A 23,076-nucleotide genomic window follows, 5' to 3' on the forward strand; every position below is an offset into this window, starting at 1 on the left:
CCTAGCTGGAGTAGGCGCTGTTCTCGTGCACGTAGTCGTGGGTGAGGTCATTCGTCCAGACCGTGGCTTCGGCGTCGCCGGCCTGCAGGTCGATCTCCACCAGGACCTCGCGCGGCTCAAGGTCCACCAGGCTGCGGTCGTCGCCGATGCTGCCATTGCGGCAGATCTGGATGCCGTTCATGGCCACGTTGAGCTGGTCCGGTTCGAAGACGGCGTCGGTGGTGCCCACCGCGGAAAGCACGCGGCCCCAGTTGGGGTCCTTGCCGAAGATCGCGGCCTTGAAGAGGTTGGACCTGGCAACAGAACGGCTCACCGTCTCGGCGTCCGCTTCGCTGGCCGCGTTGAACGTCCGGATGGCGATATCGTGGCTGGCACCTTCGGCGTCGGCGATGAGCTTCCGCGCCAGCTCGGCGCAGACCTGTGTGAGGCCGGCGGTGAAAGCCTCGGCAGAGGGCACGGCCCCGGAGGCGCCGGAGGCCAGCAGGACCACGGTGTCGTTGGTGGACATGCAACCGTCCGAGTCGGCCCGGTCGAAGGTGACGCGGGTGGCGTCGCGGAGGACGACGTCGAGCAGTTCCGGCTCCACCCCCGCGTCCGTGGTGAGTACAACGAGCATGGTGGCGAGGCCGGGTGCAAGCATGCCGGCCCCCTTGGCGATGCCGCCGATGGTGAACTCCTGGCCGTCGGAGTCCGTGCCGATGAACAGCGCGGACTTGGGGACCGAGTCGGTGGTCATGATGGCGGTGCCGGCAGCCGGGCCGCCGTCGGTGCTGAGGGCCGCGGCGGCAGCCTCCACGCCGGGAAGGATCTTGTCCATGGGAAGCTGCTCGCCGATCAGGCCCGTGGAGCAGACAAAGACGTCGGTGGCGGAAATGCCCAGCACTTCTGCCACCTTTTCGGCCGTGCTGTGCGTGTTCTGGAAGCCGGTTGGCCCGGTGCAGGCGTTCGCGCCGCCGGAGTTGAGGACCACGGCGTCCACCCGGCCATCGGAGACCACCTGGCGGGACCAGTGGACGGGCGCTGCGGCCACCCGGTTGCTGGTGAACACGGCGGCAGCGGCCTTCTCGGGCCCGTCGTTGACCACCAGGGCCAGGTCGGGCTTGCCGGAAGCCTTCAGTCCGGCGGTGACGCCGGCGGCCCGGAATCCCTGGGGTGCGGTGATGGTCACGGGGCTACTCCCTGCAGGTTGAGGCCGGCGGTTTCCTGCAGGCCGAGTGCGATGTTCATGGATTGGACGGCGCCGCCGGCCGTTCCCTTGGTGAGGTTGTCGATGACGCAGGTGACGATCACGCGGCCGGTGTGGGCGTCGAAGGCCAGCTGCATCGCGGCATGGTTGGATCCCTGCACGGACTTGGTGGTGGGCCACTGGCCCTCGGAAAGGACGTGCACGAACGGTTCGTCGTCGTACGCGTCGGTCCAGGCCTGCCGCAACTGCGCTGCCGTGGTACCGGCTTTAACGCGGGCTGTTGCGGTGGTAAGGATGCCTCGGCTCATGGGGGCCAGCGTGGGGGTAAAGGATACGGTCACCCGCCCACCTGCAGCATTGGACAGGCCCTGTTCGATCTCGGGAGTATGGCGGTGCCCGCCACCCACGCCGTAGGGGCTCATGGAACCCATGACTTCGGAACCGATCAGGTTTACCTTGGCTGCCTTGCCGGCACCCGAGGTGCCGGACGCGGAAACGATGACGACGTCGTCGGGCTCCAAAAGGTGGGCCGCGAACCCGGGCGTCAGGGCCAGCAGGGCCGACGTCGGGTAGCAGCCGGGAACGGCGATGCGGGTGGCGCCCTTAAGCGCCTCGCGCTGGCCGGGAAGCTCCGGGAGTCCGTAGGGCCACGTTCCGGCGTGCGCGGAGCCGTAGAACTTTTCCCACGCTGCGGGGTCCTCCAGGCGGTGGTCGGCGCCGGCGTCGATCACCACCGTCCCTTCGGGCAGGCGTGCGGCGATCTCGGCCGAGGCACCGTGCGGCAGGGCCAGGAAGACCACGTCATGGCCTGACAGGTTCTCCACTGTGGTGTCTTCGAGGATGCGGCTGGCAAGTCCATGCAGGTGGGGCTGCAGTTCGCCGAGCCGGGAGCTGGCGTTGCTGTGGGCCGTGATGGCGCCGATGGTGACGTCCGGATGACCGGCCAGGAGGCGGAGGACCTCTCCCCCGGCGTAGCCGCTGGCGCCCGACACTGCAACAGAAATAGTCATGACCCCGACTATACAGCAATAGTTATGCATAGGCGCCGATATTTATGCATGGCTTGTCGGCTGAGGGAGAAGTGTCCCTAGGATGGTTCCGGCAGCCGGGGCCGGAAAAGCCGGGCCCGGGGAAGGAGAGCAATGACGCATGCAATCGTCGCACGCCAGGCAGGCGGCCCGGAAGTCCTTGAGTATGCGGATGTTGAGCGGCCCGTCCCTGGTCCGGGCCAGCTGCTGGTGAAGGTGGCAGCGGTGGGAGTCAATTTCATCGAAACCTACCAGCGGGGCGGCATGTACCAGGTGCCTTTCCCTTTCACGCCCGGATCAGAAGCCGCGGGAACGGTCGAGGAGGTGGGCGAGGGGGTCGAATCCTTCACCGTAGGCAGCCGGGTGGCCACGGCGGAAGGCTCGCGGTGTTATGCCGGATACACCCTGATCGACGAAGCCAAAGCCCTCCCGGTGCCGGACGGGGTGGATGACCTCACCGCCGCGGCACTGCCGCTCCAGGGCATGACTGCCCACTACCTGATCAACTCCTCCTTCAGGGTGGAGCCCGGACACACGGTGCTGACGCACGCGGGCGCCGGCGGCGTGGGCCTGCTGCTGACCCAACTGCTGAAGGAAAGGGGCGCCCGGGTCATCACCACTGTTTCCTCCGACGCCAAGGCAGAACTTGCCCGGGCTGCCGGGGCGGACCATGTGCTTCGGTACGACGGATTTCCCCACCACGTCCGTGAGCTGACCAACGGGCAAGGCGTTGATGTGGTGTACGACGGCGTTGGCCGCAACACCTTCGACGGTTCCCTGTCCTGCCTGCGGACGCGCGGAATGCTGGTCCTGTTCGGGGCCGCTTCAGGAGCGGTTCCCCCGGTGGATCCGCAGCGCCTCAACGCCGGCGGATCGCTGACGCTGACCCGGCCGACCCTGGGCCACTTCCTGCTCAACCAGCAGGAGCGGCGCTGGCGGTCCGGGGAGATCTTCGCCGCCGCAGCCAATGGAAGTTTGAAGGTCCGCATCGGTGCCCGCTACCCGTTGTCCCAGGCCGCCCAGGCGCACCGCGACCTGGAAGCACGGAACACCACCGGCAAAGTGATTCTGATCCCGTAGTGGCTGCCGCCACAGAAAAGATGAACAAAAGGTGAACGCAAGGCCTGCAGGAATGGAATGTTCGGCCATCCGGGACATCTTCTGTTCATCTGGCACGGGCAGAATGCCGGAGTGACTCAGCAGCAGGTCCCCCTTGAGGACGTCCGTCCCTCCCGTGACGTCCCGCCCGGCGGACAGCCCTCAGGGGAAGCCCCAAGGTACGCTCCCCAGCTGCCCGGGTCCCTGGCTGCGCCCCCGGAGCGGACCCTCATCGACATCCTGCGGGACACTGCAGCCCGGCATCCCGACGCTTCAGCCCTGGACGACGGCCACCGCTCGCTCAGCTACTCGCAGTTGATGGGAGAAGTCCGGGCGGCGGCCAGGCGGCTGCACCAGGCAGGCCTGGGTGCCGGCGACAGAATCGGCGTGCGGATTCCGTCCGGCACCAACGAGCTCTACGTTTCCATTCTCGCGGTGCTCCTGGTGGGGGCGGCCTACGTTCCCGTCGACGCGGACGATCCCGACGAACGTGCGCGGCTGGTCTTCGGCGAGGCCCGGGTGGCGGGCGTCCTGGAAGCCGGCGGCGTACTCCAGGAATCCACCCTGGGCGGTCCCGCCCGCACAGTTCCTTTTGCCGGTGCCCGCCCGCCTGTTCCTGACGATGACGCCTGGGTCATCTTCACGTCGGGCTCCACCGGCACCCCGAAGGGGGTGGCCGTCAGCCACCGGTCAGCAGCAGCCTTTGTGGATGCCGAAGCGCGGATCTTCCTCCAGGGTGAACCGCTGGGACCGCAGGACCGGGTCCTGGCCGGCCTTTCGGTGGCATTCGACGCCTCCTGTGAGGAGATGTGGCTGGCGTGGCGGCACGGGGCCTGCCTGGTCCCGGCCCCGCGGGCGCTGGTGCGGACCGGCATGGACCTGGGCCCGTGGCTTATCAACCACGGAATCACCGCCGTCTCCACAGTCCCCACGCTTGCAGCGCTGTGGCCCGCCGAAGCGCTGGAGAACGTCCGCCTGCTGATCTTCGGCGGCGAAGCCTGTCCGCCTGAGCTGGCCACCCGCCTGGCCGTGGCCGGGCGGGAAGTCTGGAACACCTACGGCCCCACGGAAGCAACCGTAGTGGCGTGCGCGGCGCCCCTAGGCGGGCCGGGTCCCGTGCGGATCGGCCTGCCGCTGGACGGCTGGGACCTGGCCGTGGTTGACGGAAACGGCGTGCCGGTGGCCGAGGGCGAGGTGGGTGAGCTGATCATCGGTGGAGTGGGCCTGGCCCGCTACCTGGACCCGGCCAAGGACGCGGAGAAATATGCACCGATGCCGGGGCTGGGCTGGTCGCGTGCCTACCGGTCAGGAGACCTGGTGCGTTATGAGCAGGCGGGCCTGATTTTCCAGGGCCGGGCGGACGAACAGGTGAAGCTGGGCGGGCGCAGGATTGAGCTTGGCGAAATTGACGCGGCCCTGCAGTCACTCCCGCAGGTGGCCGGAGCTGCCGCGGCAGTCCAGACGACGGCGGCCGGCAACCAGATCCTGGTGGGCTACCTCGCGCCCGTCGCCGGGCAGGACCTTGACCTGGCCGCTGCCCGGGACCAGCTCTCGGCCAGCCTGCCCGCCGCGCTGGTCCCCCTGCTCACCCTGGTGGAATCGCTGCCCACGAAAACCAGCGGGAAAGTGAACCGGCATGCCCTGCCCTGGCCCCTTGCCGGGGCCGGCGCAGCCGAGGCCGATGCCGCGTCCCTGAACCTGCCCGACGATGCCGCCTGGATCGTGGAGCAGTGGAGCGCAGTCCTGGGCAGCCCGGTCACGTCCCTTGACGCCGATTTCTTCGCCTATGGGGGAGGATCATTGTCGGCGGCTCAGCTCGTGTCCGCCCTGCGCGTCCGCTACCCCACCGTCACGGTGGCCGACATTTACGCCACGCCCCGGGTGGGTGCCCTGATCGAGGTGGCACGGCAGTCCCGGCCGGAGGGAGGTACGGGCCCCGCTCCTGAGCGTGCAGTACGGCCAACGGCCCGCAAGTCGCAGGTCTTCCAAACCCTGATGGGCGTTCCGCTGCACGTCCTGGTGGGCATGCGGTGGCTGACGTACGTCATGGCCATCAACAACGTGCTCGCCGTGCTGGCGGGCTTCTCCGCTGCCCCCACCGTTTCGTGGTGGTGGGTGGGCGCCTCCTGGCTGGTGTTTGTGAGCCCGGCCGGGCGGATGATGATTTCTGTCGGTTCGGCCAGGTACCTGCTGCGTGGCGTCAAGCCCGGAACATACCCGCGCTCCGGGAAGGTCCACCTGCGCCTCTGGCTCGCCGAACAAATCCAGGACCTGGCCGGCGCCATCAGCCTCGCCAGCGCACCCTGGGTCCCCCATTACGCCAGGGCGCTGGGCGCGAAAATCGGCAAGGACGTCCAGCTCCACTCGCTGCCGCCCGTCACCGGGCTGCTGTCGCTGGGCAACGGAGCCAACGTGGAACCGGAGGTTGACCTCTCCGGCTGGTGGATCGACGGCGACAACGTCCACATTGGTGCCATCCGCATCGGATCCGGGGCCACGGTGGGGGCCCGCAGCACCCTGATGCCCGGCGCCTCCGTGGGAGCCGGCGCCCAGGTGGAGGCCGGATCCGCAGTACTGGGCAAGGTCAAGGCAGGCCAGCTGGTGGCCGGCTCCCCCGCCCGGCGGCAGGGCAAGGCAAAACATGCGGTGCCCGATGCCCCGGCCCCGGGCCCCTTCGCGGCGAGGCTGTGGTTTGCCGGCTTCGCCGCGGCCTCGGCAGCCCTGGCGGTGATCCCTTATTTGTCGGCGGCCGCAGCGCTCTGGGTGGCTTTCCTCTTCATCCAAGGCAGCGCCTCGCTGTCGGCTGCCCTGCCGCAGCTGCTGCTGGCCCTTCCACTGGCCTCCCTGGCATGGTTCCTCACCAATGCCCTGCTGATCCTGGCCGTCACGCGGCTGCTCAGCATCGGCCTTACCGAGGGGTATCACCGGGTGCGCAGCCGCGTCGGCTGGCAGGTCTGGGCCACGGAGCGGGTCCTGGACCTTGCCCGGGACCTGCTGTTTCCCATCTACGCGAGCCTTTTCACGCCCGTGTGGCTCCGGCTGCTGGGGGCAAAGATCGGCAAAAACGTGGAAGCGTCCACCGTCCTGCTGATTCCCGCAATGACCACCGTGGGCGAAGGTGCGTTCCTGGCCGATGACACCATGGTTGCCTCCTACGAACTGGACAGCGGCTGGCTCCGGGTGGCTCCTGCCAAAATCGGCAAGCGTTCCTTCCTGGGCAATTCAGGAATGACGGCCGCAGGACGCAGCGTTCCCAAGAATTCCCTGGTGGCAGTCCTCTCCGCGACCCCCGCGAAGGCGAAGTCGGGCACCTCCTGGCTGGGCAGCCCACCCGTCCGGCTGCGGCGGACAGCCATCGCCTCCGACGACTCCCGCACATTCCAGCCACCGCTGAAACTCAAACTGGCCCGGTCCCTCTGGGAACTGGGCAGGTTCGTGCCGGTGGTGCTCACGGTGGGAATCGCGGTCGGCACCATGCTTGCCTTTGACTGGCTGGCCGCAACCTTCAGCTATGGTGGCGCGGCCATCCTCAGCGGCGTCGTGATGCTCCTGGCCGGGGCGGTGGCCGCCGCAGCGTCCGTCATCGCCAAATGGATTTTGGTAGGACGGATCCGTGCCGGCGAGCACCCGCTGTGGAGTTCGTTCATTTGGCGCAATGAAGTGGTGGACACCTTCATCGAACTGGTCAGTGCACCCTGGTTTGCCCGCGCCGCAACCGGCACCCCCGCCCTGGTCTGGTGGCTGCGTTCCCTCGGCGCGAAAATCGGGTCCGGCACGTGGTGCGAGAGCTATTGGCTGCCGGAGGCCGACCTGGTGACGCTGGGCAGGAACGCCACGGTGAACCGCGGATGCGTGGTGCAGACGCACCTTTTCCACGACCGGGTGATGAGCATAGACGCTGTTACGCTCGAAGACGGGGCCACCATGGGCCCGCACGGCGTCATCCTCCCGCAGGCAAGTGTTGGCGCGGGCGGAACCGTGGGACCGGCGTCCCTGGTGATGCGCGGCGAAACAGTCCCCGCCGCAACGTACTGGATGGGCAACCCGGTCAGTCCGTGGCGGGGACCCGCAGCACCCCCTGCCTAAAAGCAAGCAAAGGTTATCCATGAGTTCTCCAGTATCAGCCGCCGGCGGCCACGTCCCCGTGTCCAGGGACGCTGCCCCCGACCCTTACCTGCCCGGCTCCGGCACCGATGCCTTCACCGTGGACCGCTACGAACTGGAGCTTGACTACAGGGTCAGCACCAACCGGCTCAGCGGCAGGGCTGTGCTGCACGGCGTGACCCGGGTGCCGACGTCGGCCATCGTCCTGGACTTCACCGGCCTGCGGGCCACGAAGGTGCAGCTGGACGGCCGGAAGGCGGCCAGGTTCAGCCAGCGGCCGGAACAACTGGTGGTGTCCGCGCCTTCCCCGCTGCAGCCGGGGCAACAGTTCACGCTTGAGATCCGTTACGAGGGCAATCCGTCACCGCGCAGGGGCCTGTGGGGCGAGGTGGGCTGGGAGGAGCTGTCCGACGGCGTCCTGGTGGCCGGGCAGCCGAACGGGGCGCCCTCCTGGTTTCCGTGCAACGATCACCCCAGGGACAAGGCCAGCTACCGGCTCACCGTGACCACCGACGCCGGGTACCGCGCCGTATGCAACGGTGTCCTGCAGTCGCGCACCACCCGCTCCAGCCGGGAGACGTGGGTTTATGAGCAGTCCGAGCCGATGCCCACCTACCTGGCGACGGTGCAGATCGGCCGCTATGGCGTCCTGGAACTGGAGACGGGCAGGCACGCTGCCCCGGTGCCCCAGCCCGTTGCCGTACCCGCCGCTTTGGCCGACCGTGCACGGGCCGGGCTGGCACTGCAGCCGGCCATGATGCGGACCTTCATCGACTGCTTCGGACCGTACCCGTTCCCCGGTTACACCGTGGTGGTGACGGAGGATGAGCTGGAAATCCCGCTCGAAGCCCAGGGCATGTCCATCCTGGGCCCCAACCACCTGGACCAGGACTGGGAATCGCAGCGGCTGATCGCCCATGAACTGTCGCACCAGTGGTTCGGCAACTCCCTGACGGCGGCCTCATGGCAGGACATTTGGCTGCACGAGGGCTTTGCCTGCTATGCGGAATGGATCTGGTCGGAGGAGGCCGGGGTTATGCCCGTCGCCGCCCGGGCCGAAGCTGCGTGGCGCCGATTGGCGGCGGACGCCCAGGACCTCCTGGTGGGTGATCCGGGACCGCAGCACATGTTTGATGACCGCGTCTACAAACGGGGAGCGCTGGCCGTGCACGCCGTACGGCTCGCATGCGGCGACCTCGCATTCTTCGCCCTGCTCCAGGAGTGGACCGCCCGGCACCGCCACGGGTCCGTGTCCACCCATGACTTCATCCTCGCAGTGGACCGGGCCACCGCGCTGGACACGGAGGCTTTGCTGCACCCGTGGCTGTATGAAGAGGTCCTGCCGCCCCTGCCGGTGCGCTGACGCCGCCTAGAGGGAAAGCGCGACGGCGGCCGCCAGGCGGGCGGGCAGCCCGGTCCCGGCCGGGTCCAGGTCCCTTATCTCCGGGCGCGCCAGGACGTCCACCGACGATGGTGCAGTGCGCAGCCCGTCCCCCGTCATTTTCAGCCAGGCTTCCTTGCGCGCCCACAGCCTCGCCCTCGCCGCAAGCAGGTCGCGGCCGTCGAGGGCACGCAGGCTGTGCTGCTCGGCGGCGCTGAGTGCCAGTGCCGGGAACCCGTCGAAGCCGGTGCGGGCCGGATCCTCCACGTCCGCTCCCAGCCGGAGTCCGGGTTCAGGGTCAACCACAGCGGCGAGCAGTGTCCAGCCCGCCGCCCGGGACAGGCTGAGGGCCAGCGGTGCCGGCACGCCGCCCAGCAGGTAACCCGGGCGGCCGTGGCTGACATAGGGTCCGGCGCCGCAGCGGGGGCACGTGTAGGAGGCCGCCAGCTGCGTGCCGGGCACGGCCAGCAGTTCGGCCGCGAACAGCCGCTGGGCGAGCCGCCCCGCCAGGAAGCCGTTCCCGGCTGCCGGCTCCATGGCCCGTGCCCTTGCCAGCTCGGAGGCATCAAGCGCAGTTTCAGCGTCACGGCGGACCTGCCCGGCTTCCCTGGGCAGCAGAAAGGGCGGGATGGCCCGCACCACAAGCTGCGACACCATGCACCCGCCCTTTCACGAGCTGCCCATCGGAACGGCTGTTATCGCTGGACTGCCCCGAATCGTTCGCCGGCCAGCGCTACGGCACTTTCCCGGGCGGCGGAGGCTTCGTCGGCCGTCAGTGTCCGGTCTGCAGCGCGGAACCGCAGCCCGAAGGCCAGCGACTTCCTGCCGTCCTCAATGCCCTTGCCTGCGTACACGTCGAAGAGTGCAACATCCTCCAGCAGTTCACCGGCGCCTTCGCGCAGCGCGGCCAGGACCTCGTCCGCCGGCACATCCGCCGGAACCACAAGGGCAACGTCCTGGGTGGCTACCGGGAATGCCGAGATGTGGCGGGCCACAATCACGTCCGGCGCGGCCTCGAACAGGGCGTCGGCGTTGATCTCGAGTGCCACCGAGCGGGCAGGCATGTCGGCCGAAGCCAGCAGCTTGGGGTGGAGCTCACCTGCGTACCCCACCGCTTCGCCCGTGCGCAGCGACAACTGCGCCGCACGGCCCGGATGGAATGCCTGGTGGCTGCCCTGCGTGACCACGAGCTCAACACCCAGGACGTCGCCGGCAAGGCGCGCGATGTCCAGCGCGTCGGCCCAGTCCCACGCGCGAGGCGTGTGGGCAGCGGCGGCCGGTGAATCATGGCCGGTCAGGACGGCGGCGAGGTGGAAGGGCTGCGCCGGAACGCCGTCGTACAGCGCGTCCAGCACCTCATCGGCGGGCTTGGCACCAAGCGGCGGGATGGAGGCGGTTCCCAGGTTCTCGCCGGGCAGGAACACCAGCCCGGATTCGAACAGCGCCAGGTCGCGGAAGCCCCGCGAATGGTTGCGCTTGGCCACCTCGATCAGTCCGGGCAGGATGGAGGTCCGCAGGAAGCCCTGCTCCTCGCTGATGGGATTGGCCAGCTTGACCGCGCTGCGGGCAGCACCCTCCTCAGCCACACCGAAGGTGTCATTGGCCGCCTTGGAAACGAACGGGTAGGACAGCACCTCGGTGAGGCCTGCGTCCGCCAGTGCCTGGATCAGGCGGCGGCGCTGCTGCTGCACGCGCGTCAGGCCCCGGCCGGGAGGGGCCACCGGCAGGGTGGCGGGTATATTGTCGTAGCCCACCAGCCGCGCAATTTCCTCGGAAAGGTCTTCCTTGGTCTCGAGGTCGTTCCGCCAGCTCGGGGCCGTAACGGTATAGCCGCCGTCGTGCTTCACCACTGCGGCGCCCAGGTCCTCGAGGGACGTGACAATCTGTTCTTCCGTGAAGTCGATGCCGATCCTGGCGGCAGCGAAGGCAGCGGGCAGTTCGATGGTCACGGTGTCCGGAGCGGTTCCGACGTCAGTGCCGGTTTCGTCGGCGGTGCCGCCGCCCAGTTCCACCAGGAGGTCCACCACACGCTGCGCGGCGATCCCGGCAACCTGCCAGTCCACCCCGCGTTCGAACCGCTTCGAGGCTTCGGAGGGCAGCTTGTGCCGGCGCCGCGACCGGGCGATGGACACCTCGTCGAAGTGCGCGGCCTCCACGAGGATGTTCGACGTCGAGTCGCTCACCTCGGTGGCGGCCCCGCCCATGACGCCGGCGATGCCGATGGCGCCGGAGTCGTCCGTGATGAGCAGGTCCTCGGCGCCAAGGGTGCGTTCCTTGCTGTCCAGGGTGGTGATTTTCTCGCCGGCTGCGGCACGGCGGACCACGATGTCTCCGGACAGCTTGTCCAGGTCGTAGCAGTGCGTGGGCTGGCCGAGCTCGAACATGACGTAGTTGGAGATGTCCACCGGCAGGGAGATGGAACGGACGCCGGCCAGCCGCAGCCGGGAAACCATCCATAGCGGGGTGGGCCGGGTGGCGTCCACGCCGCGGACCGTGCGTGCCACAAAGCGGTCGCAGCCTGGCTTGCCGTAGATGGGTGCGTCATCGTTGATCTTGACGCCGTAGCCGCCTGAAAGTTCAGCCGGGGCCTGGACCTTGCCGGCCGGGTCCGTGAACGTTGTTCCGGTGGCGTGCGCGTACTCGCGGGCCACACCACGGATGGAGAAGGCGTAGCCGCGGTCCGGGGTGACGTTGATTTCGGCAGCCTGGTCGTAGAGGCCCAGGAGCTCCATGGCATCGGTGCCGATCTCCGGGTCCAGTCCGATGCGGGACAGGACCAGGATGCCGTCGTGGTCCTCGCCGATGCCCAGCTCGCGCACCGAAGCGATCATGCCGGCGGACAGGTGGCCGTACGTCTTGCGGGCGGAGATGTGGAAGTTCCCGGGCAGCACGGCGCCGGGAAGGGTGACCACAACTTTGTCGCCTTCCACGAAGTTGTGGGCGCCGCAGATGATGCCCTGCACACCGGACGGGTCAATGCCGTCTCCGGTGAGGGTCTGTTCCTTGCCCTCGGGGACAACCCGGACCTGGCACCAGTTGATGGTTTTGCCGTTGGTCTGCGGTTCCTTGACCAGGCTCAGGACCTGGCCCACCACGATGGGCCCCTGCAGGGTGTCCGTGGGACGGTGCACGTCCTCTTCTTCGAAACCGACCTTGACCAGCTCGGCCATCACGTCTTCGGCCGTTGCTCCGGCCGGTACCTCTGCGAATTCACGCAGCCAGGAAAGTGGGATACGCACTGTTAGATCTCCATCCCGAAGTGCTCGCTGAAACGTACATCGCCTTCGATCATGTCGCGCATGTCGCCCACCTCGTTGCGGAACATGAGGGTGCGTTCGATGCCCATGCCGAAGGCAAAACCTGAATAGACGTCCGGGTCGATGCCGGCAGCCCGGAGGACGTTGGGGTTGACCATGCCGCAGCCGCCCCACTCGATCCAGCGCGGACCGCCCTTCGCACCCGGGTGCCAGATGTCCAGCTCGGCGGACGGCTCGGTGAACGGAAAGTAGTTGGGGCGCAGCCGGATGGAGGCTTCATCGCCGAACATCTGCCGGGCGAAGTGCTCCAGGGTGCCGCGCAGGTCCGCCATGCTCAGGTTCCTGTCGATGGCCAGGCCCTCGAACTGGTGGAACACCGGGGTGTGGGTGGCGTCCAGCTCGTCCGTGCGGAACACCTTGCCGGGGCACAGCACATAGATGGGCAGCTCGCGTTCCAGCATGGAGCGGACCTGCACCGGTGAGGTGTGCGTGCGCATCAGCAGGTGGGCCTCCGGGGGCTCCACGAAGAAGGTGTCCTGCATCTCGCGGGCCGGGTGGTCCGGCTTGAAGTTCAGGGCGTCGAAGTTGAACCATTCCGATTCCACCTCGGGGCCTTCGGCGATTTCCCAGCCCATGCCCACGAAGATGTCCGCCACGCGGTCCTGGAGTGTGGAGAGCGGGTGCCGGGCACCGGCACGACGGCGGCGCGGAGCCGCCGTGACGTCCACGGTCTCCTCCAGGAGGATGCGTGCGTCGTTCTCGGCCTCGAGGACTTCGGTACGGTCGGCGAGCGCTTTGTTGACCCGCCCGCGGGATGCACCCATGAGTTTTCCGGCGAGCGCCTTCTGGTCTTTGGGCAGCTTGCCGATTTCACGGTTGGCGAGGCTCAGCGGGGACTTCTCCCCCGTGTGCGCCAGCCTCACCGCCTTCAGCTCGTCAAGGGTGGCCGCACCGGCAATGGCGGTGATGGCCTGGTCTACAGCGGCGTTGATGGCGGCTTCATCCGTGGGGTTCGGAATGGCGGCGCCCGGCAAAGTTTCAGTCATCTACTGTTCTTAGCTACGAGTCGTGGCTGCCGGCGAGCGGAGCAGCCCTGCGCGGTCTCCCGGCGGCGCGTCCGTCACTGGCAGGTCATGGATGAATGCCCTCAAATTCAGTTCATTCAATGACCAGGTCAGGGCACACCGGCAAAACCGGCGGCCACTGCCCTCCAGTCTAATTGAACCCTCCGGCTACCATGGCCTCATGACACTGCGGCAGCGCCCGGGATCCCTGCCACCCCTGACCGCTGCCCAGCGGTTGAGGCAAGCTGCGAACCTCATCAACGGCAGTACGGTGCTGGGTGTGGCCGTAGCAGTTGCCGCCCGCACCCGCCTCAGCAGTGGTCCGCGCGGCCTCATCCTCGCCGCGGGCTATCGGTGGCGGCTGCCCTTTGCACGGGCGTTCACGCTGGGAAACGTGGTCCTCTGCAGGGGCCCCGCGCACGATCTGCTGTCACTGCCCGCCCTGCTGGGCCATGAGGAAAGGCACTGCACCCAGTACGCCTGGTGCCTGGGGGTTCCGTTCATCCCGCTGTATCTCGCCGCCGCCGGGTGGTCCGTCCTGCGGACCGGGAATCCCGGGACGGCCAATATCTTTGAGCGGCACGCCGGACTGGCTGCGGGAGGCTACCCCTCCGGGGAATCCCTCGCGTCCCGGGGTTGGTCATGACCATGGGCCGGATGAACGGGAACCAAGAGAGCGGGGACGGGGAAAACCTGGAGCGGCAAGGGGGCGCCGGCACTGTCACGGTGACGGGCACCGGGTGGGCGGAAGCCGCCCCGGACCTGATGCTCGTTTCCATCGGCGTGGAGTGCCGTGCCGCTTCAGTTGAGGCCTCTTATTCCGGCGCGGGGGAAGCACTGGCTGCGGTTATCGCCGTCTTCCGCAGTGCCGGCGTTGCCTCCGCGGACACCCGGACAACCGGGCTTACGGTGCGCGCCGATCTCGTCTGGCGCGAGGGCGAAGGCCAGCAGGTTGCGGGTTACGTTGCCGGCAGCACTTTAAGCATCCGGCTTCGGGATCTGGCGTCCGCGTCCGGCACCATATCGGAAGCCGTCCGCGCAGGCGGCAACGACGCCCGGCTCAACGGCCTGCAGTTGACCCTTTCCGACGACTCAGCGGTCAGGGAACAGGCACGCGCGGCCGCCTGGCAGGATGCGCTCCGGGCTGCCGCGCAGTTCGCTGCCTTGGCTTCGGCCACGTTGGGACCTGTGGTTTCCGTAACTGAACACAATCCGGCACAGGGCCCGGTGCCGCTGGCCGGGATCCAGCGGGCCAGCGCCGTGGAAAGCCTGGCTATTGAACCCGGGGAAAGCCGGGTGGAAACAGCGGTGACTGTGGTCTGGGAACTGCACGCCTGACGATCCGCCAAGTCAGGTATGGCCTTGACTTTTATTCGAACATGTTTTCGAATAGGTGGCATGAGATGGGACGCACAAGCATTGGTGCCGGCACCTGCGGAGGAAACCAGCGGACCCGCTCCGGCGCTCCTCCCGCTCGCCGGGCTGGTCCGATCGGTGACCACTCCCGAGTTTGCCGGCATCACTTTCCATGAGGTCACCGCGAAATCGGTGCTCAATAAAGTACCGGCGCGGTCCCGCATGCCGTTCGAGTGGACGGTCAACCCGTACCGCGGCTGCAGCCACGCCTGCGTCTACTGCTTCGCACGCAAGAGCCACACCTACCTGGACTTCGACGCCGGCCTGGACTTCGACAGCCAGGTGGTGGTCAAGGTCAATGCCGCAGAAGTACTCCGCAAGGAACTTGCCAAACCATCCTGGGGCCGCCATCAGGTGGCACTCGGCACCAACACGGATCCATACCAGCGTGCGGAGGGCCGGTACCGGCTCATGCCGGGGATCATCTCCGCCCTTGCGGATTCCGGTACACCCCTGTCCATCCTGACCAAGGGAACACTGCTGGCGCGGGACATCCCGCTACTGAAAAGCGCTGCCACCCAGGTTCCAGTGGGCCTGGGAATCTCGCTGGCCATGACCAATGAAGCCCTGTCCGAGGCTATTGAACCGGGCACGCCGGGTCCCCGGGCACGGCTGAAGCTGGTTTCCCGGCTTCGCGAGGCCGGCCTTCCCTGCGGTGTGATGGCCATGCCCATCCTCCCGTGGCTCTCGGACAGCGACGAAGCGCTGGATGCGCTCTTCGCTTCCCTGGCTGCCGCCGGGGCTACGGGGGTCACCGCAGGTGCGTTGTACTTGAAGCCCGGCACCAGGGAATGGTTCATGAAGTGGATTGCGGCCAACCATCCCGAGCTGGCAGGCCGCTACCGTCGCCTGTACGAATCGGGCTCCTACGCGTCCAAGGAGTACCGCACCTGGCTTGCCGGGAAAGTCCGTTATTTCAAGGCACGGCACGGCTTCTCCCATTCGTCGGGATTCAGCCACCGGGACCTGGACGATCCACGCGTTGAGGAAGCTGAATACCCCGCAGGCATCATTCCGGAAGCTCCGGCCGGCAGCCTTCCCCAAGGGTCAGGCCAAGCCCGGGGACAGGCAGGGCAGGCAAACCAGGAGGCTTTGTTCTAGCTGCCGTTCCAGCCGGATGTCTTGCCGGCAGGAACGGCCAGGATTGCCAGCAGCGCCCGGACAATCGGGAAGTCCGCAGGAATCCAGGGCAAGGCCAGGACCGTGTCCGGATCCGCCAGCGGCACCCAGCGCAGTTCATCGTGGTCTTCCAGGGGCGCGGGCTCCCCATGCGTGACTTCCGCGAACCAGACCCGCATTGCAGCGCGGTCATTCAGCGGCCATCCCAACGCGTCCTCCCCCGGAAGTTCGGAACCCAGCCGGACAGCGACGCCCAGTTCCTCGGACAGCTCCCGTGTCAGGGCAGCTTCCGGGTCCTCGCCCGGCTCCACCTTGCCGCCCGGAAACTCCCAAAGGCCAGCGAGCTTCTCCGGTGCGCTGCGCCGGGCCACCAGCAACATGGCCGGTTCCGCCAAGCGGTCCACCACGGCTCCGCCCACCACCTGTATCAGTCCAGTCACCGCATCATTCTATGGGGGACAATGGGAGCAGCCGGGCACCTCAGCCAGGCACCGGGAATACTCCTCACCGGTCAGGGGTTTCCGAACAGGGGTCCAGGTCCCTCCGCCCCATCGCCGTGGCAACACTCCTTCCAGCAGAATTTCTCCTCGAAAAGCAGGCATATGAGCAGCGCCCTCCAAACGTCCACGGCAGCCCCCACCACCTCCCGCAACCTGGCGATGGCCATTATTGCCCTTGCCATGGGCGGCGTGGGCATCGGTGTCACCGAGTTCACCATGATGGGCCTGCTGAAAGAGGTGGAGCAGGGTTTGGGGATCAGTACGCCGGAGGCGGGACACCTTATATCCGCCTACGCCCTGGGAGTGGTGGTTGGAGCGCCCCTGCTTGCCGCGGTGGGTGCCAGGCTCCCCCGCAAGCACCTTGCGCTCGGCCTGATGGTGTTTTTCACCGTGGCCAACCTGGCGTCGTTCATCGCCCCCGACTACGGGACCATGCTGGTTTCTAGGTTTGCCGCCGGCCTGCCGCACGGGGCCTTCTTCGGCGTGGCGGCCGTCATCGCCGCCTCCCTGGTTCCGCCCTCCAAGCGCGGCTGGGCCATCTCCATGGTGATGGCGGGCCTCAGCATCTCCAACGTTATTGGTGTGCCGTTCGCCACCTGGCTGGGCCAGACCTACGGCTGGCGGCTGCTCTTTGTCCTGGTGGGCTTCATCGGCCTGCTGACTATGGCATTGGTGTGGCGGTTCGTCCCCTTCCAGCCAGCCCATCCGGACGCGAGCATCGTCAGGGAACTGGGCGCGCTGAAGCGGCTGCAGGTGTGGCTGGCCATCCTGATCGGCGTTGTGGGCTTCGGCGGTTTCTTCGCCACCTACACCTACATCGCCCACACCATGACGCTGGTGGCAGGGATCCCGTCGTCGCTGATTCCCATCGTGGTGGCCCTTTACGGCCTGGGCATGGTGGCCGGAAACATCGTTGGCGGACGGATCGCCGACAAGTCGGTCATGGGAACCCTGTACAAGGTGCTCCCGGCCATTGCGGTGGCGCTGGTGGTCTACGCCGTGGCAGTCCAGTGGCCGTGGTCAGCCTTCGTGATGGTGTTTGTGGTGGGTGCGTCCGGCTCCATGCTGATTCCTGCGCTGCAGACCAGGCTGCTGGACGCCTCACCGGATGCCCCTTCGCTGGCGTCGTCCCTGAACCACGCGGCGCTGAACGTGGCGAACGCCCTGGGTGCCTTCCTCGGCGGGCTCGTCATCGCGCTGGGCTGGGGCTACGTTGCCCCGGCGCTGGTAGGTGCCGTCCTTGCCATCCTCGGCTTCGGCGTCGCCATCGTCAGCGGAGTCCTGGAACGCAGGAAGCCGCTGGCCGCGTAATTCAGCGTCCACGCCGTTACCAAACGGAGGCCCCCCTGCGGTCCGTTGCGCTTTTTTGCCGCCCGCCGTCAGCACGAACCGATTGCCCCCGTGGCTCCCGCCTGCGACAGCGGCAGGCCCTATGCCTGCTGACATTAAGGTGCCGTTATGTTAGCTTGAGGCTCATCGGGACTATTAAATCCCGGTAACCATAAGGAGGAGACATGGGTTTTCTTGCGTGGATTATTCTCGGCCTCATTGTAGGGGCCATCGTTAAAGCGGTCATGCCCGGGCGGGTCGGCGGCGGTTGGGTCACCAGCCTTGTTTTGGGTGTGGTGGGCGCCATCGTTGGCGGCTGGATCGGCAGCCTCCTGTTCAACAGGGGCGATCTTGCCTTCTTTGACCTCGGCACCTGGATTCTCGCTATCGTCGGCGGCCTGGTCGTTGCCGGCATCTACGGAGCCATCACCGGACGCGGAAAAGCCACCCGCGCACCCTGATGCTTTCCGCTATTTGAAATTTCATGGCACCAAGGCCCCGGACAATCCGGGGCCTTTATTCATGCCACCGCACGCCCGGCGGGAAGCTCAGGCGGTGGCGTCAGCAGGCAAGTGCTGGGAACGCGCACTCGCGTAAAGGCAAACGGTGGCCGCTGTGCCGAGATTGAGGCTTTCCGCGGCTCCATACACCGGGACGGCGACCCGATGGTCCGCCAGCTCAAGCTCGGCAGCCGAGAGCCCCTGCGCCTCGTTGCCGAACAGCCATGCGGTGGGCGCCGCCAGGTCATAGATGGACTCCGGCCCGGCTCCGGTCAGGCGGCGGCGGGCGTTTTCGTCCTGCAGCGCGTCCAGGTTCAGCGGGCCATAGCCGTCCGCAGCCAGGACTCCGATCCCCCGGGCCTTGCAGGCGGCCACGAGTTCAGCAGGGTCCGCGCCCAGCACCACGGGCAGGTGGAACAGGGACCCCGCTGTCGACCGCACGGCCTTGGGGTTGTAAATGTCCACGCTGGAAGAAGTCAGGACCACGGCGTCAGCCCCTGCGGAGTCCGCGGCGCGCAGGACGGTGCCGGCGTTTCCTGGGTCGCGCACCTGGCAGAGCACTGCGATCAGGCGGGGCCCGGCGTCGAGCACTTCCTCCAGCGCCACATCGACGAAGCCGCACACGGCGATGATGCCCTGGGGGTTAACGGTGTCCGCCATAGCCGCGAGGACCTCGTCCGTGGCCAGCCGGGCGTTGGTTCCTTCTGCAAGTTCCTCGAACTCCGGAAACCGGTCAAGGCAGGCCTCGCTGGCGAAAACTTCCGTGACGATACCGGGGGCTCCCGCGGCGAGGCGCTCGTGGTGAAGCTTCAAGGCCTCCCGCACGGCCTGGGGCCCCTCCGCGAGGAATTGTCCACGCTTTAAACGGGCCGGGCGCCCTGCAAGTTTTGCCACGTCCCGGACCCGATCAGCTCGGGGGTTGGAGAGTGGAAAATCTTGCGGGCGCCCGGTTTCGTTCATATAAGAACTTTAGTGGCTGCTGCCACCCGTTCCTGAACTGTCCCCTCACGGGGAGCAGCGTTGCTAGGCAACAACCTTCTTGGCGGAGGTGTCGGCCGGCAGGGAGTCCTTGGCGACCTGGACCAGTGCGGCGAAGGCGTTGGCGTCGGAGACAGCCAGCTCGGCCAGCATGCGGCGGTCGACCTCAACCTCAGCGGCCTTCAGGCCCTGGATGAGGCGGTTGTAGGTCAGGCCGTTGGCGCGGGAAGCCGCGTTGATGCGCTGGATCCACAGGCGGCGGAAGTCGCCCTTCTTCTTCTTGCGGTCGCCGTAGCTGTACACAAACGAGTGCAGCAGCTGCTCTTTGGCCTTGCGGTACAGGCGTGAACGCTGTCCACGGTAGCCCTTTGCGCGTTCAAGGATAACCCGGCGCTTCTTGTGGGCGTTGACCGCCCTCTTCACACGTGCCACGTGCGTACTCCTTCGAAAATCTGATCCCAAGCATCTACTGCCGGTTTCCCGGCGGCCTGAGAAGGCTGTTTGGCAGGTGACTGACAACCAGGTGGCTGTCAGTCAAAGAACTTGGAAATTAGATGCCGAGCATCTTCCGGATGACCTTGGCGTCGCCCTTGAAGACGATCTTGTCACCGGCGAGGCGACGGGTCAGCCGGGAGGACTTGTGCTCCAGGTAGTGGCGGCGGTTGGCCTGCTGGCGGCGCAGCTTGCCGCTGCCGGTCAGCTTGAAGCGCTTCTTAGCACCGCTGTGGGTCTTCATCTTCGGCATGGGAACCGATCTCCTTACGTATCCGCAGGCTATGCCTGCAGCTTCATCGCGCAGCCGCCCCTGCGGGCGGCATGCTGGTTGCTGACTGCCGGAAGGCGGAACCTCCGGCAGCTGTGAACTAAGTGGTCTTCTTACCGGCCGGCTTCGGCACTGCCTTGGGGGCAGGACGGGCGGCGGGCTTCGGCGCGGCGGGCCTGGCCACCGGCTTCGGCGGAGCAGGTACTGCTGCAGGCTTGGGCGCCGCAGCTGCCGGGGCAGCTTCGGGCTTTTCCGCCGCAGGCTTGGGGGCCGGCGCGGCAGCCTTGGGAGCCGGTGCGGCAGCCTTGGGAGCGGGTGCGGCAGCCTTGGGGGCTTCCTGCTTGGGGGCTTCCTGCTGAGGGGCCTCCTGCTTGGGAGCTTCCTGCTTGGGAGCTTCGGCGGCCTTCGCGGGGGCTTCGGCTGCGGCAGGCTCGACGGCGGGTGCCGGCGTCTGCTCGGGGGCCTCGGCCGGTGCTTCGGGTTCCGTGGAGACGGTGAAACCCTCAGGCAGCAGGTCCGCCAGGGACTGCGTCAGGGGGGCCTGGTCGTCACCGGAAACATCGATGCGTCCGGACGCCTTGGCTTCGTTCTGCGCCTTCGCTTCGGCACGCTGCGTTGCGCGGCGTGCCTCGGCCTTGGCCTCAGCCTTGTTCTTGAGCGGGCCCACCACCATGACCATGTTGCGGCCGTCGATGCGGGGGCTGGACTCCACCACACCAACTTCGGCGACGTCGTCGGCGAAGCGCTGGAGCAGGCGGATGCCCATTTCCGGACGCTGCTGCTCACGGCCGCGGAACTGGATCATGGCCTTGACCTTGTCCCCGGCGCCGAGGAAGCGCAGTGCGTGTCCGCGCTTGGTCTCGTAGTCGTGGGTGTCGATCTTCAGGCGGAAGCGGATTTCCTTCAGAACGGTGTTCGTCTGGTTCTTCCGGGCTTCACGTGCCTTGACCGCGGCCTCGTACTTGTACTTGCCGAAGTCCATCAGCTTGCACACCGGAGGCTTCGCCTGAGGTGCAACTTCAACGAGATCAAGGTCGGACTCGGCAGCCAGACGCAGGGCATCCTCAATACGGACGATGCCTACCTGTTCACCTGCAGGGCCGACCAGCCGCACCTCGGGGACGCGGATACGCTCATTGATTCTTGGCTCGCTAATGTTAAAGCTCCTGTTTTTGTTGTGGAATCCGGCAAATAGAGAAGGCCCCCAACTGCCGGAGCAATCGAAGGCCTCTGAACGGTTGGTGATGCCGGTCCCGCGAAAGGACAGCATGCAAGGTCCCCGGCGAACGCCGGCGCCTTGCCCAACCAGGTACCCGGCAACCTTGCGTCCCGGAGATGTTCAAGGAGAACACTCGGAACAGCGGCTGACGCGGGTGGGAGAGAACTCCGCTTGCAAACTGCATGCCATTCTACAGAAAAAATTCCCGTCAACGCAGCGAAGCGCCGGTGGGAACCGAATCTCTGAAATAACGACATCCAGTTGGTCTGTGTCAAGCTTACCAGTATGAGCACCCCAGACAGTAATTCATACGTTTTCGAGTCCGCCGACGCCAGCGGCGACGTCTCCCAGCAGATCCGCGACATTTCCGAGGTACCGGCCATCGAGGTCATCACCACCGCCGCCGTCCACCTGATGAGCGCCGCAGCCGTCAAGCTCGGGCTTGCCGCGGAGGACAACGCCGAGGAACTGAAGGACCTGGACGAGGCCCGGAAACTGATCACTGCGCTGGCAGGCCTGGTGACCGCAGCTGCGCCCGAGATCGGCTCCCAGCATGCAGGACCCTTGCGCGACGGACTGCGTTCGCTCCAGCTTGCCTTCCGCGAAGAATCCCTGATCCCGGATGCCCCCGGGAAGGGCCCGGGCGAGAAGTACACCGGCGCCGTCAACTGATATCACGCAATGACACCGGCTGCCTGACGCCTTAGGGCCAAAGCAGCCACGACGACGGCGGGCCGACCTCGAGGGGTCGGCCCGCCGTCGTCGTTGGTACAGGCCTCCTGCCCCACTTCCGGTGAGGCGGCAGTCCATCCGTTGACCCACAGCAGCCGTGTGCTGGGAAGGTCAGGCGGCCACCCTGCGGCGGCGGAGCTGGAGAACCAGGCCAACGAGGCACAGCAGGACGCCCGCAACCCCCACGGATACGAACCCGCCGGACGGACCCATGCCGTCGATGAAGATCCCGGCGAGCGGCGCGCCCAGGGCAACTCCGGCGGTCAGCGCCGAGCCATACCAGCCCATGGCCTCCCCGCGGCGCTCCTCGGATACCAGGTCCGCCACTTTCTCGGAGGCTGAGGAGAGCACCGGAGCACACAGGAGTCCCGGCAGGATCGAGAACAGGGCCAGTGTCCAGGTGTCGTGGGCGAATCCCATGGGGATGGTCAGTGCCGCCATGCCGAGCAGCAGGACAATCGGCGCGACGGGCCGGTGCATGGCGCCGTAGACAAGCCCGCCCACCACTGACGCGGCGCACCAGAACAGGAAGACAATGCCGATTTCGCTCTGGCGGCCGCCGGTTTCCAGGGCTGCCACGATACCCACGTCGGTGCCGCTGAGCACCATTCCGGCGCCTGCCGCCACGGCAAAAAGCGCGGCCACGGTGGCGGTGAACCAGGCGAAGTTTCGGGCCACCTTGCTGCGGAGTCCGGGCGTCGCCGTAGCTCCGGCCGGTACCAGCTCGGCAGCCGCCTCCTGCACGTGGGCCGGGGCGGAGGACACGACGGCGACTTCCGCGGCATGGCGCTGGTCAGCGGCACACTCCGCGCTCTGTTCGGGGCTCCGGGTGGGCGGATTGAACCAGATCAGGAAGAGCCCGGCCAGTGATGTGGAGACGCCCACCACCGTCAAGCCGGCGGTGGTGTAGCCGCTTGTGGCGACCACTGCGCCCGCGGCCGGGCCGATCATGAACACCATCTCGGTGGTGATGGCGTCCAGGGCGAACGCGGTACGCCGCTGGTCGCCGTCGGCCAGCACGCCCAGGGACTGCCGGACCACGCTGAAGATGGGCAGGGTAAGCAGGCCGCCCACGAACACCAGCGGCAGGAGCCACTGGTAGGACACGTGCGGAACGATGGACCAGATGACGGTTTCCGAGATGACGGACGGGATCAGGGCCCGTCGCAGGCCGGCGGTGTCCACGCGCCGGCCCCGCCAGGGGGCACCAAGGGCGATGCCGATGGTCATGACGGCCGCTGCCGCACCGGCGGCGGCGTACCCCTCGCCGAGGGTCAGGACAATGTGGAGGGTCAGCAGGACTCCGGCAGCTGAATGCGGGATACGGGCGACCATGCCCACAAGGAGCAGGCGCCGGATGGGCCGGACGGCGAGCAACTCCCGGTAGAGAGCGAAATTCACG

General features: G+C 67.2%; 20 protein-coding genes. 9 read left to right on the forward strand and 11 right to left on the reverse strand.

The window, feature by feature from the left end; genetic code table 11:
• Nucleotide 1: 1 nt before the first annotated feature.
• Both argJ and argC read right to left on the reverse strand, forming a co-directional pair.
• Nucleotides 2–1,168 (reverse strand): bifunctional glutamate N-acetyltransferase/amino-acid acetyltransferase ArgJ, encoded by a 1,167-nt coding sequence (gene argJ, locus DXK94_RS10860; protein ID WP_115525000.1) that lies wholly within the window; start codon nt 1,166–1,168, stop codon nt 2–4.
• Nucleotides 1,165–2,196 (reverse strand): N-acetyl-gamma-glutamyl-phosphate reductase, encoded by a 1,032-nt coding sequence (gene argC / locus DXK94_RS10865; RefSeq protein ID WP_115525001.1) that lies wholly within the window; start codon nt 2,194–2,196, stop codon nt 1,165–1,167. Before argC ends, argJ begins: the two co-directional genes overlap by 4 nt.
• 132 nt (nt 2,197–2,328) lie before the next feature.
• On the opposite strand from argC, the gene DXK94_RS10870 reads away from it, so the two are divergent.
• From DXK94_RS10870 to DXK94_RS10880, 3 genes are all read left to right on the forward strand, one after another.
• Nucleotides 2,329–3,294: a quinone oxidoreductase gene (locus DXK94_RS10870; RefSeq protein ID WP_115525002.1), complete on the forward strand. Its 966-nt coding sequence runs from the start codon at nt 2,329–2,331 to the stop codon at nt 3,292–3,294.
• A gap of 210 nt (nt 3,295–3,504) precedes the next feature.
• Nucleotides 3,505–7,398, forward strand: coding sequence for a Pls/PosA family non-ribosomal peptide synthetase (locus DXK94_RS10875; RefSeq protein ID WP_395928993.1), 3,894 nt, complete (start codon nt 3,505–3,507; stop codon nt 7,396–7,398).
• A gap of 19 nt (nt 7,399–7,417) precedes the next feature.
• Complete coding sequence (locus DXK94_RS10880; RefSeq protein ID WP_115525004.1) at nt 7,418–8,779, forward strand: M1 family metallopeptidase; 1,362 nt, start codon at nt 7,418–7,420, stop codon at nt 8,777–8,779.
• A 6-nt stretch (nt 8,780–8,785) separates the two neighbouring features.
• Here the strand turns inward: DXK94_RS10880 and DXK94_RS10885 are convergent, their stop codons facing one another.
• From DXK94_RS10885 to pheS, 3 genes are read right to left on the reverse strand one after another with little or no spacing between them, the layout of a single operon-like run.
• The gene (locus DXK94_RS10885; RefSeq protein ID WP_115525005.1) at nt 8,786–9,454 is read right to left on the reverse strand and encodes a 4'-phosphopantetheinyl transferase superfamily protein; all 669 of its coding nucleotides are present in this window, start codon (nt 9,452–9,454) and stop codon (nt 8,786–8,788) included.
• A 38-nt stretch (nt 9,455–9,492) separates the two neighbouring features.
• The gene (gene pheT / locus DXK94_RS10890) at nt 9,493–12,036 is read right to left on the reverse strand and encodes a phenylalanine--tRNA ligase subunit beta (RefSeq protein ID WP_115525006.1); all 2,544 of its coding nucleotides are present in this window, start codon (nt 12,034–12,036) and stop codon (nt 9,493–9,495) included.
• A 2-nt stretch (nt 12,037–12,038) separates the two neighbouring features.
• Complete coding sequence (gene pheS / locus DXK94_RS10895; protein ID WP_115525007.1) at nt 12,039–13,100, reverse strand: phenylalanine--tRNA ligase subunit alpha; 1,062 nt, start codon at nt 13,098–13,100, stop codon at nt 12,039–12,041.
• Nucleotides 13,101–13,299: 199 nt separating this feature from the next.
• Here pheS and DXK94_RS10900 point away from each other — a divergent pair, with 199 nt between their 5' ends.
• Genes DXK94_RS10900 through DXK94_RS10910 form a run of 3 tightly spaced genes read left to right on the forward strand, consistent with a single transcriptional unit; the run spans nt 13,300 to nt 15,635 of the window.
• Nucleotides 13,300–13,764 carry a hypothetical protein gene (locus DXK94_RS10900; protein WP_181884807.1) on the forward strand — a complete coding sequence of 155 codons (465 nt, stop codon included), beginning with the start codon at nt 13,300–13,302 and terminating at the stop codon, nt 13,762–13,764.
• Between the two features lie 11 nt (nt 13,765–13,775).
• Nucleotides 13,776–14,456, forward strand: a complete 681-nt coding sequence (locus tag DXK94_RS10905; protein ID WP_115525041.1) for an SIMPL domain-containing protein — start codon at nt 13,776–13,778, stop codon at nt 14,454–14,456.
• A gap of 60 nt (nt 14,457–14,516) precedes the next feature.
• Nucleotides 14,517–15,635, forward strand: coding sequence for an Rv2578c family radical SAM protein (locus tag DXK94_RS10910; protein ID WP_115525008.1), 1,119 nt, complete (start codon nt 14,517–14,519; stop codon nt 15,633–15,635).
• Here the strand turns inward: DXK94_RS10910 and DXK94_RS10915 are convergent.
• Nucleotides 15,632–16,093: a (deoxy)nucleoside triphosphate pyrophosphohydrolase gene (locus tag DXK94_RS10915; protein WP_115525009.1), complete on the reverse strand. Its 462-nt coding sequence runs from the start codon at nt 16,091–16,093 to the stop codon at nt 15,632–15,634. The genes DXK94_RS10910 and DXK94_RS10915 overlap by 4 nt on opposite strands.
• A gap of 162 nt (nt 16,094–16,255) precedes the next feature.
• Here DXK94_RS10915 and DXK94_RS10920 point away from each other — a divergent pair, with 162 nt between their 5' ends.
• Nucleotides 16,256–17,464 (forward strand): MFS transporter, encoded by a 1,209-nt coding sequence (locus DXK94_RS10920; protein ID WP_115525010.1) that lies wholly within the window; start codon nt 16,256–16,258, stop codon nt 17,462–17,464.
• A gap of 203 nt (nt 17,465–17,667) precedes the next feature.
• Complete coding sequence (locus tag DXK94_RS10925) at nt 17,668–17,943, forward strand: GlsB/YeaQ/YmgE family stress response membrane protein (RefSeq protein ID WP_009358633.1); 276 nt, start codon at nt 17,668–17,670, stop codon at nt 17,941–17,943.
• Nucleotides 17,944–18,030: 87 nt separating this feature from the next.
• Here the strand turns inward: DXK94_RS10925 and DXK94_RS10930 are convergent, their stop codons facing one another.
• The 4 genes from DXK94_RS10930 to infC form a co-directional block, all read right to left on the reverse strand.
• Complete coding sequence (locus DXK94_RS10930) at nt 18,031–18,942, reverse strand: RNA methyltransferase (protein WP_115525011.1); 912 nt, start codon at nt 18,940–18,942, stop codon at nt 18,031–18,033.
• Nucleotides 18,943–19,005: 63 nt separating this feature from the next.
• Nucleotides 19,006–19,392 carry a 50S ribosomal protein L20 gene (gene rplT, locus DXK94_RS10935; RefSeq protein ID WP_050055645.1) on the reverse strand — a complete coding sequence of 129 codons (387 nt, stop codon included), beginning with the start codon at nt 19,390–19,392 and terminating at the stop codon, nt 19,006–19,008.
• A 118-nt stretch (nt 19,393–19,510) separates the two neighbouring features.
• Entirely contained in the window at nt 19,511–19,705 is a 195-nt protein-coding gene (gene rpmI, locus DXK94_RS10940) for a 50S ribosomal protein L35 (RefSeq protein ID WP_009358635.1), read from the reverse strand.
• Between the two features lie 118 nt (nt 19,706–19,823).
• Nucleotides 19,824–20,837 (reverse strand): translation initiation factor IF-3, encoded by a 1,014-nt coding sequence (gene infC, locus DXK94_RS10945; protein WP_395928962.1) that lies wholly within the window; start codon nt 20,835–20,837, stop codon nt 19,824–19,826.
• A gap of 390 nt (nt 20,838–21,227) precedes the next feature.
• On the opposite strand from infC, the gene DXK94_RS10950 reads away from it, so the two are divergent.
• Nucleotides 21,228–21,614, forward strand: a complete 387-nt coding sequence (locus DXK94_RS10950; protein ID WP_079595872.1) for a DUF1844 domain-containing protein — start codon at nt 21,228–21,230, stop codon at nt 21,612–21,614.
• Between the two features lie 171 nt (nt 21,615–21,785).
• Here the strand turns inward: DXK94_RS10950 and DXK94_RS10955 are convergent, their stop codons facing one another.
• On the reverse strand, nt 21,786–23,075 hold the full coding sequence (locus DXK94_RS10955) for an MFS transporter (RefSeq protein WP_115525012.1): 1,290 nt from the start codon (nt 23,073–23,075) through the stop codon (nt 21,786–21,788).
• Nucleotide 23,076: the final 1 nt, after the last annotated feature.

The sequence above is a fragment of the Arthrobacter sp. RT-1 genome (assembly GCF_003367205.1).
GTDB lineage: Bacteria > Actinomycetota > Actinomycetes > Actinomycetales > Micrococcaceae > Arthrobacter.

Coding starts and splice junctions, on each gene's coding strand:
- DXK94_RS10900 (WP_181884807.1), top strand. CDS start 13,300: ATGACACTGCGGCAGCGCCCGGGATCCCTGCCACCCCTGACCGCTGCC.
- DXK94_RS10880 (WP_115525004.1), top strand. CDS start 7,418: ATGAGTTCTCCAGTATCAGCCGCCGGCGGCCACGTCCCCGTGTCCAGG.
- DXK94_RS10920 (WP_115525010.1), top strand. CDS start 16,256: ATGAGCAGCGCCCTCCAAACGTCCACGGCAGCCCCCACCACCTCCCGC.
- DXK94_RS10905 (WP_115525041.1), top strand. CDS start 13,776: ATGAACGGGAACCAAGAGAGCGGGGACGGGGAAAACCTGGAGCGGCAA.
- DXK94_RS10870 (WP_115525002.1), top strand. CDS start 2,329: ATGACGCATGCAATCGTCGCACGCCAGGCAGGCGGCCCGGAAGTCCTT.
- DXK94_RS10930 (WP_115525011.1), bottom strand. CDS start 18,942: ATGAACGAAACCGGGCGCCCGCAAGATTTTCCACTCTCCAACCCCCGA.
- pheS (WP_115525007.1), bottom strand. CDS start 13,100: ATGACTGAAACTTTGCCGGGCGCCGCCATTCCGAACCCCACGGATGAA.
- DXK94_RS10885 (WP_115525005.1), bottom strand. CDS start 9,454: ATGGTGTCGCAGCTTGTGGTGCGGGCCATCCCGCCCTTTCTGCTGCCC.
- DXK94_RS10950 (WP_079595872.1), top strand. CDS start 21,228: ATGAGCACCCCAGACAGTAATTCATACGTTTTCGAGTCCGCCGACGCC.
- DXK94_RS10910 (WP_115525008.1), top strand. CDS start 14,517: ATGAGATGGGACGCACAAGCATTGGTGCCGGCACCTGCGGAGGAAACC.
- argC (WP_115525001.1), bottom strand. CDS start 2,196: ATGACTATTTCTGTTGCAGTGTCGGGCGCCAGCGGCTACGCCGGGGGA.
- DXK94_RS10925 (WP_009358633.1), top strand. CDS start 17,668: ATGGGTTTTCTTGCGTGGATTATTCTCGGCCTCATTGTAGGGGCCATC.
- rpmI (WP_009358635.1), bottom strand. CDS start 19,705: ATGCCGAAGATGAAGACCCACAGCGGTGCTAAGAAGCGCTTCAAGCTG.